Source organism: Noviherbaspirillum autotrophicum (genome assembly GCF_000818395.1).
Taxonomy (GTDB): domain Bacteria; phylum Pseudomonadota; class Gammaproteobacteria; order Burkholderiales; family Burkholderiaceae_D; genus Noviherbaspirillum; species Noviherbaspirillum autotrophicum.
In genome coordinates this window covers 2,023,753-2,036,161 of the sequence record NZ_JWJG01000028.1, presented here as the reverse complement: position 1 = coordinate 2,036,161, position 12,409 = coordinate 2,023,753, and the positions used below count along the sequence as shown (strand labels likewise).

At 63.1% G+C, this 12,409-nt stretch carries 10 protein-coding genes; all 10 read right to left on the bottom strand.

Features of this window, described 5'->3' with window-relative positions:
* Positions 1–22: 22 nt before the first annotated feature.
* Positions 23–748 (bottom strand): amino acid ABC transporter ATP-binding protein, encoded by a 726-nt coding sequence (locus tag TSA66_RS10640; RefSeq protein ID WP_040039987.1) that lies wholly within the window; start codon positions 746–748, stop codon positions 23–25.
* Positions 745–1,428 carry a glutamate/aspartate ABC transporter permease GltK gene (gltK, locus tag TSA66_RS10635; RefSeq protein WP_040039986.1) on the bottom strand — a complete coding sequence of 228 codons (684 nt, stop codon included), beginning with the start codon at positions 1,426–1,428 and terminating at the stop codon, positions 745–747. Before gltK ends, TSA66_RS10640 begins: the two co-directional genes overlap by 4 nt.
* A 10-nt stretch (positions 1,429–1,438) precedes the next feature.
* Positions 1,439–2,167 carry an amino acid ABC transporter permease gene (locus tag TSA66_RS10630; protein ID WP_040039985.1) on the bottom strand — a complete coding sequence of 243 codons (729 nt, stop codon included), beginning with the start codon at positions 2,165–2,167 and terminating at the stop codon, positions 1,439–1,441.
* Between the two features lie 65 nt (positions 2,168–2,232).
* Positions 2,233–3,129 (bottom strand): glutamate/aspartate ABC transporter substrate-binding protein, encoded by an 897-nt coding sequence (locus TSA66_RS10625; RefSeq protein ID WP_040039984.1) that lies wholly within the window; start codon positions 3,127–3,129, stop codon positions 2,233–2,235.
* 243 nt (positions 3,130–3,372) lie between these two features.
* On the bottom strand, positions 3,373–4,650 hold the full coding sequence (locus tag TSA66_RS10620; RefSeq protein WP_084199480.1) for a TolC family protein: 1,278 nt from the start codon (positions 4,648–4,650) through the stop codon (positions 3,373–3,375).
* Positions 4,647–4,961, bottom strand: coding sequence for a DUF3240 family protein (locus tag TSA66_RS10615; protein WP_040039983.1), 315 nt, complete (start codon positions 4,959–4,961; stop codon positions 4,647–4,649). Before TSA66_RS10615 ends, TSA66_RS10620 begins: the two co-directional genes overlap by 4 nt.
* Positions 4,961–8,026 (bottom strand): efflux RND transporter permease subunit, encoded by a 3,066-nt coding sequence (locus TSA66_RS10610; RefSeq protein WP_040042442.1) that lies wholly within the window; start codon positions 8,024–8,026, stop codon positions 4,961–4,963. The genes TSA66_RS10615 and TSA66_RS10610 overlap by 1 nt, the downstream gene beginning before the upstream one ends.
* Positions 8,026–9,156 (bottom strand): efflux RND transporter periplasmic adaptor subunit, encoded by a 1,131-nt coding sequence (locus TSA66_RS10605; protein WP_040039982.1) that lies wholly within the window; start codon positions 9,154–9,156, stop codon positions 8,026–8,028. The genes TSA66_RS10610 and TSA66_RS10605 overlap by 1 nt, the downstream gene beginning before the upstream one ends.
* A gap of 320 nt (positions 9,157–9,476) precedes the next feature.
* Entirely contained in the window at positions 9,477–10,442 is a 966-nt protein-coding gene (locus TSA66_RS10600) for a LysR family transcriptional regulator (RefSeq protein WP_040039981.1), read from the bottom strand.
* Positions 10,443–10,499: 57 nt separating this feature from the next.
* Positions 10,500–12,356 carry an ABCB family ABC transporter ATP-binding protein/permease gene (locus tag TSA66_RS10595; protein ID WP_040039980.1) on the bottom strand — a complete coding sequence of 619 codons (1,857 nt, stop codon included), beginning with the start codon at positions 12,354–12,356 and terminating at the stop codon, positions 10,500–10,502.
* Positions 12,357–12,409 lie beyond the last annotated feature (53 nt).

Sequence of the window (12,409 nt, the reverse complement as noted above, 5' to 3'; positions counted from 1 at the left end):
CGGGAGAGGCATCATGTGCGAATCAGTGGATGATCTTTGCCAGGAAGTCGCGGGCGCGGTCCGAGCGCGGCGAGCCGAAGAATTCATCCTTGCTGCAATCTTCGACGATGTAGCCCTTATCCATGAACACGATGCGGTTGGCCACGCGCTTGGCGAACCCCATTTCATGGGTGACCACCATCATCGTCATGCCTTCCTGCGCCAGGCCGACCATCACGTCCAGCACTTCATTGATCATCTCGGGGTCGAGCGCCGAAGTCGGCTCGTCGAACAGCATCGCAAACGGATCCATCGACAGCGCACGCGCGATCGCGACGCGCTGCTGCTGGCCGCCGGAGAGCTGTCCCGGAAACTTGTCCTTTTGCGCCAGCAGGCCTACGCGGTCGAGGTACTTGAGGCCCTTTTCGGTCGCCTCCTCCTCGCTGCGGCCAAGCACCTTGATCTGGCCCAGGGTGAGGTTCTGGCGGATCGACAGGTGCGGGAACAGTTCGAAGTTCTGGAACACCATGCCGATGTGCGAGCGCAGCTTCGACAGATTGGTTTTCGGGTCGCCGACCGATTGGCCGTTGACCAGGATCTCGCCCTTCTGAAACGGCTCCAGGCCGTTGACCGTCTTGATCAGGGTCGACTTGCCGGAACCGGACGGGCCGCACACCACCATCACATCGCCCTTGGATACATGGGTCGTGCAATCGGTCAGCACCTGAAAGCTGCCGTACCACTTGCTGACGTTCTTAATGTCGATCATGAAATCACCTTTTTCTGAAGCCGCCTGACCAGCAATGAAGCGCTGAAGCAAATTACAAAATAGACCGCGCCGGCGAACAGTAGCATTTCGACAATCCGCCCGTCGCGTTCGCCGATACCGTAGGCCTGGCCAAAGAAATCGGCCAGCGCGCTGACATAGACCAGCGAGGTATCCTGGAACAGCACAATGCCTTGCGTCAGGAGCAAGGGAATCATGTTGCGGAATGCCTGCGGCAGAATCACCAGCCGCATCGACTGGCCATAAGTCATGCCGAGCGCGAGCGAGGCGTTGATCTGCCCTTTCGGCACCGACTGGATGCCGGCACGGATGATTTCGGAGTAATACGCGGCTTCGAACAGCGCGAACGCGACCAGCGCCGAAGTCAGCCGGAAATCGGTGCTGGGCGACAGGTTCAGCAGCTTCTGCAAGAGTTGCGGCACGATCAGGAAGAACCACAACAGCACCATCACCAGCGGAATCGAGCGGAAGGTGTTGACGTAGGCGGCCGCCAGCCATTGCAGCGGCTTGGCGCTCGACAGGCGCATCATCGCCAGGAGCGTACCCCAGACGATCCCCACCACCACGGCGACGGCGGTGATCTGCAGCGATACGATCATGCCGTCCCCCAGCACCGCCAGGTTGTCTGCGTTGATCGAACTGAAATCGAATGAATATGCCATGGCCCGCCCCTTATTTGCTGCCGATGTAGCCGGGCACCCGGGTACGGCCTTCGATCCACCGCATCAGCAGCATCACGGTGATGTTGATCACGACGTAGAGCAAGGTCACCGCAATAAACGATTCATAGGGCTGGGCGGTGTAGTCGACCAGCTGCCGGCCCTGCGCGGCCAGCTCCAGCAAGCCGATGGTGGAGGCGACCGCCGAGTTCTTGAATATGTTGAGGAATTCCGATGTCAGCGGCGGCACGATGATGCGGTACGCCATTGGCAGGATCACGTGGCGATAGGTTTGCGACAGCGTCAGCCCCAGGGCCAGCCCGGCGTTCTTTTGCCCGTGCGGCAGCGAGATGATGCCGGAACGCACCTGTTCGCACACGCGCGCGGCAGTGAAGGTGCCCAGGCAGAGAATGGCTGCGACATATTGCTGCACGACCGGATTCATCTGCTTGATCGCATCGCCGCCCGGCAGCAGGTCGGGCATCACGAAATACCAGATGAACAGCTGCACCAAGAGCGGAATATTGCGGAAGATTTCAACGTAGGTGGCGGCGATGCCCGACAAAAATCGGTTGGGCACCGTGCGCAGCATGCCGAGTATCGAGCCCAGCGCCAGCGCGATGATCCAGCCGGCCAGGCCGATGATCAGCGTGGTGCGCGCGCCCGACAAGAGCCAATCCAGATATGTCTCGTTCTTGGCCGCGCTTTGAAAAAAGACGTCCCAGTTCCAATGGTAGTTCATTGTCAGCCTTCAAGAAAAAGCGGAAGGAGGAACTCCTTCCGCCTTGAACCGTCACAAGTGCGTGCTTAATCGTAAGCCTTGTCGTTCGGATTCTTGAACAGTTGCTTCATGTCTTCGGACAGCGGGAAGTTCAGGTTCAGCCCCTTCGGCGGGATCGGCTCCAGGAACCACTTGTGATAGACACGCTCGATCTGGCCGGACTTCATCAGCTTGGCGATCGAATCGTCGACCACTTTCTTGAACGGCGCATCATCCTTGCGCATCATGCAGCCATACGCTTCGCGCGATTGCGGCTTGCCGACGATGACCCATTCGTTCGGATTGCGCGCCTTGGCACGCTCGCCATACAGCAGGGCGTCATCCATCATGAAGGCGGCGGCGCGCCCGGACTCCAGCGTCAGGAAGGACTGGCCATGCTCCTTGGCGCTGATGATGTTCATGCCCATGTTCTGGTCTTCATTCATCTTGCGCAGCAGGCGCTCGGATGTAGTGCCGGCGGTCGTGACGACGTTCTTGCCCTTCAAGTCGGCGAAATCGTTAATGCCGGAATCCTTCTTGGTCATCAGGCGGGTGCCGATGATGAAGATGGTGTTGGAAAACGCCACCTGCTTCTGGCGATCGAGGTTGTTGGTAGTCGAACTGCACTCGAGGTCGATGGTGCCGTTCTGGGTCAGCGTGATGCGGTTTTGCGGCGTAACCGGGATTTCCTTGACCTGAAGATTCGGCATCTTCAGTTCTTGCTTGATCGCGTCGACCGCATTCATCATGGTGTCGTACGAATATCCGACGTAACGCACGCCGCCCAGGCTGTAGTTGAACGGAATGGAGGACTCGCGCACGCCCAGCGTGATCGTGCCGGTATCCTTGATTTTCTTCAGCGTGCCGGTCAGTTCGGCAGCTTGCACAACACTTGCGAATGCTCCTACACCGACGAGAACCGCGATCAGTTTCGATAGCTTCATATTTATCTCCTGAAAAATTATTGCCAACTTAGTGTAGCAACCAAACCTCTTGTTTCAAAGCTGATATTCTTTTTTGGCCAGGTTGATTCGCCACGCTCGCTCGCCCCGCTTTGCGCGGCCCTTCAGAAGCGCTTACCCCTATCATCGACTACGTATTTCTGCGCAGTATTTCTTCGGTAGTAGTACGCATGACGCGCTCATCATGCACAAGCTTGGATGCCCTTTCTGACAGGAATAACGCGGCTAGGGCATCGCCGCATCGTGCCTGCCCTCGGATGCATGCAAGTCCCAGATGACATGCGCATCGAGCAATAACCTGGCATGCGCCTCGAGCGCATCGAAACGCGCGGCTTCCGCATTGGCGCCGGCGTCGAGCGACTGCCGCCGTGCCAGGAGCAAGTCGCTGAGCGGCGCTTCGCCGAGGGAGTAGGCCTTGGACACTACCTCCGTATTGGCTTCGGTTTGCCTGGCGACCTGCTCCAGGCGCTGCCAGACTTCATAGGCGGATTCGGCGTTCATGGCGACATTGATCGCATCGCTTTGCGCCTTGAGCGCCACCTGCTGGGCGCGTTCTTCCGCAATGCGCGCCTGCGCCAGACCAGCCTCCTGCTGCGCGCGACGCAGGGTGCCCGACAGCGGGATCGACAGCGTGAGGCCGACGATCTTTTCCTGGCTGTCACGTTCCTGCGCAACACGCATGCCGATGGTGGGGTCGGGCATGCGGTCGAGCGCAGCGCGCTCGGCGCTCAGCTTGCCCTGCATCGATTGCGCACGCGCCAGCAGGAGTTCGTGATTGTCGGCCAGGATGCGCTGCTGCCACTGGCTGGCGGAGCCGGCAACCGGTGCCGGCGCAGGCAGTTGCTGCGGCGCCTGCAGCTCGATGCCCGGGTAGCGCGCGCGCAGTTCGGCCAAGCTGCGCTGAGCGCGCAGCGCTGCCTGCCGCTGCGCGCTCAGCGTCCGGTCATGCTCGGTTTCCGCCAACATCAGCTCGATGCGCGGCGCATCCCCGGCCTTGTAGCGTTTGCGCACGACGTCAGCCTGCTGGCCGAGCAAGTCCGCCTGTTCCTGCAAGCGCGCTGCCGCCCGCACGTCGCGCAGCGTATCAAACCAGTTTTTCAGAAAGGCGCGGCTGGCTTCATGCCAGGCGTCGGCCAGCGCATGCTCGGCCAGCTTGACGCCGTTTTCGCCGAGCGCCCGGTCCTTGTCCGCCTTGCCGAACCAGCGCACCGGACGCTCGACGGCCAATTCGTTTTCGCGGTAGCGGGGACCGCTGCTCTCGCGGCGCTGCTGCAGCGTGCCCTTGACGGTCCATTCATAGGGGCCCGCCCCCAGGCGGCCGGCATTCGCCTGTTCCAGCTCGATGCCGTTGTGGGCGGCCCTCACCTGCGGCAGCTGGCTCAGGTAATTGCGCACCGCGCCCTCGGGCGGCAGGAGCGGCGGATACTCTTGCGCGCCCGCTGCGGCGGCCACGGCCAGGGCGAGCATCGGCCATGCGGCCGAAAACACCTTCATTGCTTTCATGCGAATCGTCCAAACTTGATCAAAGGGGTGATCCAGTACGCCATTTCCGGACTGCGGAATTCCGCGTGCAGGCTCGCCAGCAGCGGCTCGATGTTCGCCTGCGCCATCAGGATCGTGATGAGGCGGCGACGCGCCCTGCCGCGCACCTGTTCCAGCGTGCTGGGCAGCGACATGCCGTTGCCGAAGCCCTCGGCTGGCGCGATGGAGAAGCCAGTGACCCATTCCGGGCACGCCTGCAGATGGTCGAGCACTTCTTCTTCGAGCGCGGCGGGCAGCGCCAGCGTCAGGACATGACTGTATTGATGTTCCATTATTTTTTCCCCATGCCGAATTGTTGGAACAGGATCGGCAGCAGCACCAGCGTCAGCAGCGTGGAACTGACCAGGCCGCCGATGACGACGACCGCCAGCGGCCGCTGGATTTCCGAACCCGGCCCGGTCGACAGCAGCAAGGGAATCAGGCCGAAGGCGGCGATACTGGCCGTCATCATGACCGGGCGCAGGCGCCGCTTCGCGCCTTCCACCACGACGTCGACCGCGCTCAATCCCTTGGCCTTCAACTGATTGAAATAGCTGATCATCACCAGCCCATTGAGTACTGCGATGCCCATCAGTGCGATGAATCCGACCGAGGCCGGCACCGACAGGTATTCGCCGGTGATGGCCAGGGCGACGACGCCGCCGATCAGCGCGAACGGGATATTGGAGAACACCAGCGTGGCCTGGCGCACCGAACCGAAGGTGGTAAACAACAACAGGAAGATGAGCGCCAGCGCAATGGGCACAACGATCGCCAGGCGGGCCGCGGCGCGCTGCTGGTTTTCGAACTGGCCACCCCAGGCGATGCGGTAACCGGCCGGCAGCGCGACCTGTTTGGCGACGGCGGCCTGCGCGTCGGCGACGAAACCGACCAGGTCTCGCCCCCGCACGTTGGCGCGCACCACCACCATGCGCGACGAGTTCTCGCGCTCGATCTTGACCGGCCCGTCGACCGCGTGCAGCTTGGCCAGATGCGCCAGCGGAATGGCCTGGCCGTCGGCCAGCGGCAGGCGCAGCTCGCCAAACAGTTGCGGCGACATCTGCAAGGCGCTGCTGCCGCGCACGATCAGCGGCAGGCGCCGCCCCTCCTCGATCACGATGCCCGTGGTACGCCCCTCGACCAGCGTGCGCAAATCGTTCTGCACCTGCTCCACGGTCAAGCCGTAGCGGCCAGCCGCGACCCGGTCGATCTCGACCTGCAGGTACTGCACGCCGGCGTTCTTGACCGTCAGTACGTCCTGGCTGCCGGGGATGGCTTCCAGCACGTGCACGATCTGTTCGGCCATCGCATTCAGCTTCGTCATGTCGCTGCCGTAGACCTTGACCGCCAAGTCGCCGCGCACGCCGGACAGCATTTCCGAAGTCCGCATTTCGATCGGCTGCGTGAAGCTGACGTTAATACCCGGGAATTCCGCCGCCACCAGGCGCAGGTGGTCGATCAGCTTTTCCTTGTCCGGATCGCGCCACTCGGCGCGCGGCTTGAGCACCAGGAAGGAATCGGTTTCGTTCAGCCCCATCGGATCGAGCCCGAGCTCGTCGGAGCCGACGCGCGCCACCACGCTTCGCACCTCCGGCACCGCCGCCAGGATGCGTGTCTGCAGCGCCTGGTCGATTTCCGCCGACCGTGCCAGATTAATCGACGGCATCTTCTCGACCTGCATGATGATGTCGCCCTCGTCCATCGTCGGCATGAACGATTTGCCGATCAACATGAATAAGCCGAGTGCCGCGGCCAGCGCCGCGACCGATGCGATGTATACCGTCTTGCGATGCTGCAGCGCCCATGTCAGCAGCGGCAGATAGGCATGCTCGATCTTGCGCACCAACCACGGGCTTTCATGCGCCGCCTTGCCGAGGAAAAACGACGCCAGCACGGGAATCACCGTCAGCGACAGCAGCAGCGAGCTGGACAAGGCAAATACGATGGTCAGCGCCACCGGCTTGAACAGTTTTCCTTCCAGGCCTTGCAGGGTAATCAGCGGCAGGAACACGATCACGATGATGGCCATGCCGGAGGTGACCGGCACTGCAACTTCCTGCACCGCGCGGTAAATCGTATGCAGCCTGGTGCGGGTGACGCCGGGCGTGGCGTGCGCCGCGTGCGCTTCGATATTCTCGACCACCACCACCGCCGCATCGACCAGCATGCCGATCGCAATCGACAGCCCGCCGAGCGACATCAGGTTGGCCGACAGGCCGAAGTAGCGCATCATCAGGAAAGTCGTGAGCGCCGACATCGGCAGGATCACCGCCACCACCAGCGCCGCGCGGATATTGCCGAGGAACAGGAACAGCAGCACCATCACGAGCGCAATCGCCTCGATCAGCGCCTTGGACACGGTGCCGACGGCGCGCTCGACCAGATTGCCGCGGTCATAGAACGATTTGATCGTCACGCCCTTGGGCAGGCTTTTCTGGATGTCGGCCAGCTTAGCGCGCACCTGGTCAACCACCTGCTGCGCATTGGCGCCGCGCAGGCCCAGGATCAAGCCTTCGACCGCCTCGCCGCGGCCATCCTTGGTTACCGTGCCATAGCGCGTCATGCTGCCGATGCGCACCGCGGCCACATCGGCGATACGCACCGGCATGCCGCTGCGGCTGGCGATCGTGATGGCCTTCACATCGTCGATGCTGCGCACGCTGCCGTCGCTGCGGATCAGCAGCGACTCTTCGTTTTCGGACAACCGTCCTGCGCCGTCGTTGCGGTTGTTGGCTTCCAGCGCCGCCTGCACCTGCGCCAGCGAAATGCCGCGCGCGGCCAGTGCGGCCGGGTCGGGCACCACTTCGAAACTCTTCACCAACCCGCCCAGGGCATTGACGTCGGCCACGCCGGGAATGGCGCGCAGCTGCGGGCGGATCACCCAGTCGAGCAAGGTGCGCTTGTCAGTCAGCGGCAGGTCGCCCTCGATCGTGAACATGAACATCTCGCCCAGCGGCGTGGTGATCGGCGCGAGCCCCCCTTCGGTACCGGGAGGCAAATCAGTGAGCACATTGTTCAGGCGCTCGGCAACCTGCTGCCGCGCCCAGAAGATGTCGGTGCCGTCCTCGAAGTCGAGCGTGATGTCGGCAATCGCGTATTTCGACTGCGAGCGCAGGACCGTTTGCTGCGGTATGCCCAGCAGCTCCTGCTCGATCGGCGCGGTGATGCGCATTTCGACCTCTTCCGGCGTCATGCCGGGCGCTTTCATGATGATCTTCACCTGCGTCGAAGACACGTCCGGGAACGCATCGATCGGCAAGCCGCGAAAGGCCACCACGCCGGCGCCAATCAGCGCCGCGGTCATCACCAGCATCAGCAGGCGCTGTGCCAGAGAAAAAGCAATCAGGCGCGAAATCATCATTGCCCCTCGCCGGAACCCAGTCCCAGCCACATGCCCTTGAGCGTGGCCACGCCGCGCACGGCAAGCTCGGCGCCGGACTGGAGCGGCCCCTGAACCACGGCGGTGTCGCTGCCGCGGCTGGCGACCGTGACCGCGACCGGGCGGAAGCCGCCGCCTTCGCGCACGAACACGTGGTCCTTGCCTTCCAGCCGCACCAGCGCCGCCGCCGGGATCTGCAGTGCGCCTGGCGCCAGGCGCGTCGGCTTGACGATCGCTTCGACAAACTGGTTCGGGCGCAGGCAGCTCTCCGCCGCCGGCAGCTCCGCGCGCACGGCGACGGTCTGCGTCGCGCTGTCGAGCTGCATGCCGATGGCCGTCACGCGCCCGGCCGAGGTGCAGCCGACCACGTTGACCGCATCGCCGATGCCGATTGCCGCCGCCTGCGCGCGCGCTGCCTGCAAGTCGACCCACAGCTTGCCGGACTGGCCGATGCGCGCCAGCGGCGCGCCAGCCTCGACGCGCTGGCCGGGCGCGGCCATCTGCTCGATCACGGTGCCGGCCGTGGGTGCCGTCACGGTGAGGATCGGGGAAATGGATTGCGACTTCGCCAGCGCGCCGATGGCCTTGTCGCCCATGCCGGCCAGCTTTAATGCCTGGCGCAGCTCCTGTTCGGTCACGCTGCTCTGGATCATCGCGCTGCGCGTCTCCTGCAGCCGGCTTTCGGGAATGATGCCTTCCTTGAACAGGGCTTCGTCACGCTTGAGCTTGCTGCCGGCAAGCTGCGCTTGCACGCTCGATTGCACATAGCCGCGCTGCCACTCGAGCAGCTGCGGGCTGTGCAGGCGGGCGATGGGCGCGCCGGCGGCGACCTTGCTCATCGGGTCCGCCAGCACGGCCTGCACCACGCCGGCGGCCGGCGCGCTCACGATCTGGATTGCTTTGGCGGGAAAGACTGCCGTTCCGGACAGCCTGAAACCGTCGCTCGCGCCGGCCTGCGCGGGCGTGCTGCCCACGCGCGCCAGCGCGATGCCCGACTTGCGGATCTGCTCGTCGCTCAGCTTGAGCAGGTCCGAAGTGGCGGCCGTGGCCGACGCCATCAATGCGCCGGATAAGATCAATACAGCAGAAAATTTCCCAAGTTCAGTCATGTCGCGTCCGCAGCGTGTTTTTGTGAATGTCGACTCTAAAAAATGAATCTTAAGAAACTCTTAAGACCGATTTTCCGAGCCGGGCTGTCGGCTGCCTGTTCAGGGGAAAAGCGAGCGCTGTGCGGTTGCCGCCATTGCCCCAGGAAGGAAAACAGCACGCTTAAATACATTGTCGCGCTCGGCACCGCTGATCGCCACCAATAATGCCGCAGCGCGCCAAGCGCCGCCGAAAACCTTGAGCGCTGTCAAAAGCACATGAATATGATGTGTCCGGGAATTTGGAATGAGGCCGAGGGTGCGACTTGCGGCGTTGTGCCGCTTCAGCGCGATGCGCTGGGCTTGGACGCGCGCGCCTTGCCTGGTGCCGCGCTCTTTGCCGCCAGGTAGTCCCACAGCCGGGCGACGATCGGCTTGCCGGGGCGCTGCGCCGTAGGGTGCTCGCGGTACAGGCGGATGTCCATTTCCACCTCCCATTCCGGCTGGCCGCCATCGGCGCGCGCGAGCTGCTTTTGCTTAAGCTCGCGCGTGACCGCCGACTCCGGCAGGAACGCCACGCCATGGCCTTCCAGCGCCATCATCTTCAAGCCTTCGGCCATGTCGGTTTCGTAGCGCTTGTCGAGGTGGGGCGCGCGCCTGGCATCGGCCAGGATCAGGTCGACCATGCGGCCCAGGTAGGCATTGCTGGTGTATGACAGGAAAGGCAGCGGCGCTTTTGCGGAGCCCGGCAACGCAAATTTCGGCGTGCCCGATTTGTCGCAGCGCGCATAGGCGCGCAGGGCTTCGCGGCCCAGGACGAGCATGTCGTAGCGGCTGGCATCGAGCTGCACCGGCTGGCGCGGGTGGTGGTAGCACAGCAGCAAGTCGCAGCCGCCGTCGACCATCGCCATCACCGCATCATGCACGTTCAGCGCGATCAAGCGCGTGTACAGCGTGCCGAAGCCGGATTCCAGCTCGGTCATCCACTTCGGCATGTAGGTCAGCGACAGCGTGTGCGGCACGGCGAAATCGACCGTGGTCTGCGCCGTCGGCCGCTTGCCGCGCAACAGCGCGCGCGCATTGTTGATCTGGCCGAGCATCTCCATCGCCTGCTCGTAGAACACTTCGCCGGCCGGCGTCAGCCGCGTCGGGTAGGAGGTGCGGTCGATCAGGTCGGCGCCCAGCCAGGCTTCGAGCGACTGAATGCGGCGCGAAAAAGCGGGCTGCGTCACATGGCGCAGTTCGGCGGAGCGGCTGAAACTGTGCGTCTCAGCCAGCGAAATGAAGTCTTCCAGCCATTTGGTTTCCATCCCGTCATGGTAGTGCGATTCAGCTGCCGAAGCAAAGCACGCCGCGCCCGACGCGCGTCAGGCGACGGCCGTCTCGCTGTCGATGCCGCCGGAAGGCGACGCCGTGGCGTCCTCCTTCCTGGCCTGCTGGCGCTCCCACATCTGCGCGTAGGCGCCGCCGGCGGCCAGCAGCTCGAAGTGCGTGCCGCGCTCGATGATGCGGCCATGGTCGAGCACCAGGATTTGCGCGGCGTCGGCGATCGTCGACAGGCGGTGCGCGATGACGAGCGTAGTGCGGTCCTGCGCGATTTCCTTCAGCTGCGCCTGGATTGCCTGCTCCGCGCGGGAATCGAGCGCCGAGGTCGCTTCGTCGAAAATCAGGATCGCCGGGTTTTTCAGCAGCGTGCGCGCAATCGCCACCCGCTGCTTTTCGCCGCCGGACAGCTTCAGCCCGCGCTCGCCGACCATGGTGGCGTAACCGTCCGGCAGGCTCTCGATGAAATCGTGGATGTAGGCCGCTTTGGCCGCTGCGACGATGTCGTCCTTGCTCGCGTCCGGCTTGCCGTAGGCGATGTTGTATTCGATCGTGTCGTTGAACAGCACGGTATCCTGCGGCACGATGCCGATCGCCCGGCGCAACGATGCCTGCGTCACGTCGCGCAAGTCCTGGCCGTCGATCGTGATGGCGCCGGACTGGATGTCATAGAAGCGAAACAGCAGGCGCGACAGCGTCGACTTGCCGGAGCCGCTGTGGCCGACCACGGCGGTCGTGGTCCCCGCCTGAATCGTGAAATCGACGTCGAACAGGATCTGCCGCTTGGTCTCGTAGCTGAAATCGACATGCGAGAATTTCACTTCCGCGCCGCTTACCGCCAACGGTTTTGCATGCGGCGCATCGGCCACTTCGCGATGCTGGTCGAGCAGCGTAAACAGGCGCTCCATATCGGCCAGGCTTTGCTTGATCTCCCGGTAAATCACGCCCAGGAAGTTGAGCGGAATATAGAGCTGGATCATGAAGGCATTGACCAGCACCAGGTCGCCCAGCGTCATCTTGCCGTCAATGACACCCTGCGTTGCGCGCCACAGAATCAGCGTGACGGCAATCGCGATGATCAGCGATTGTCCGGTGTTCAGGAGCGACAGCGAGGTCTGCGACTTCACTGCGGCCGTTTCCCAGTTCTCCAGGCTGTGGTCGTAGCGCTTTGCTTCGTAGTCTTCGTTGCCGAAGTATTTGACGGTCTCGTAGTTGATCAGCGAATCGATCGCCTTGGTATTGGCCTTGGAGTCGAGCTCGTTCATGGTGCGGCGAAAGTGAGTGCGCCACTCCGTGATCAGAACTGTGAAAGCGATGTACGTCACCAGCGCCACGAGCGTGATCGCGGCAAACCATACGTCGTAATGCAATACCAGATAGCCGATCACCAGCGAAATTTCGACCAGCGTCGGCAGGATGCTGTAGAGCGTATACGACACCAGCGACGATATCCCGCGCGTGCCGCGCTCGATGTCGCGCGTCATGCCACCGGTCTGGCGATTCAGGTGAAAGCGCAGCGACAGCGCATGCAGGTGGCGGAATACCTTCAGCGCGATGGTGCGCACCGCGCGCTGCGTGACTTTCGCAAATACGAATTCGCGCAATTCGGTAAACAGGGTCGTGCATACGCGCAGCGCGCCGTACGCCACCAGTATCCCGATCGGCAGCACCAGCATGGCGCGCGGATTGTTCGGGGAGATCGTCATGCGATCGATCAGCGCCTTCATCACCAGCGGCACGCCGACATTGGCGAGCTTGGCGCCGACCAGGAACAGCAGCGCCAGCAGCACGCGCCACTTGTACGTCCACAAATAAGGGAACAGGGTCTTGAGGGTGGCCCAATCGTTGCGGGTACCCTGATTGGCGGCGGGTTCGGGATAGGAAGCAGAGTAGCGGCGCATGGCAACGGGGGGAATCAGAATGGTTTATGCTTGGACGATTGTAGCGTAGGCCC

Bases quoted from the DNA above. Each gene is read 5' to 3' on its own strand.
- TSA66_RS10640 (WP_040039987.1), bottom strand. From the start codon at position 748: ATGATCGACATTAAGAACGTCAGCAAGTGGTACGGCAGCTTTCAGGTG.
- gltK (WP_040039986.1), bottom strand. From the start codon at position 1,428: ATGGCATATTCATTCGATTTCAGTTCGATCAACGCAGACAACCTGGCG.
- TSA66_RS10630 (WP_040039985.1), bottom strand. From the start codon at position 2,167: ATGAACTACCATTGGAACTGGGACGTCTTTTTTCAAAGCGCGGCCAAG.
- TSA66_RS10625 (WP_040039984.1), bottom strand. From the start codon at position 3,129: ATGAAGCTATCGAAACTGATCGCGGTTCTCGTCGGTGTAGGAGCATTC.
- TSA66_RS10620 (WP_084199480.1), bottom strand. From the start codon at position 4,650: ATGAAAGCAATGAAGGTGTTTTCGGCCGCATGGCCGATGCTCGCCCTG.
- TSA66_RS10615 (WP_040039983.1), bottom strand. From the start codon at position 4,961: ATGGAACATCAATACAGTCATGTCCTGACGCTGGCGCTGCCCGCCGCG.
- TSA66_RS10610 (WP_040042442.1), bottom strand. From the start codon at position 8,026: ATGATTTCGCGCCTGATTGCTTTTTCTCTGGCACAGCGCCTGCTGATG.
- TSA66_RS10605 (WP_040039982.1), bottom strand. From the start codon at position 9,156: ATGACTGAACTTGGGAAATTTTCTGCTGTATTGATCTTATCCGGCGCA.
- TSA66_RS10600 (WP_040039981.1), bottom strand. From the start codon at position 10,442: ATGGAAACCAAATGGCTGGAAGACTTCATTTCGCTGGCTGAGACGCAC.
- TSA66_RS10595 (WP_040039980.1), bottom strand. From the start codon at position 12,356: ATGCGCCGCTACTCTGCTTCCTATCCCGAACCCGCCGCCAATCAGGGT.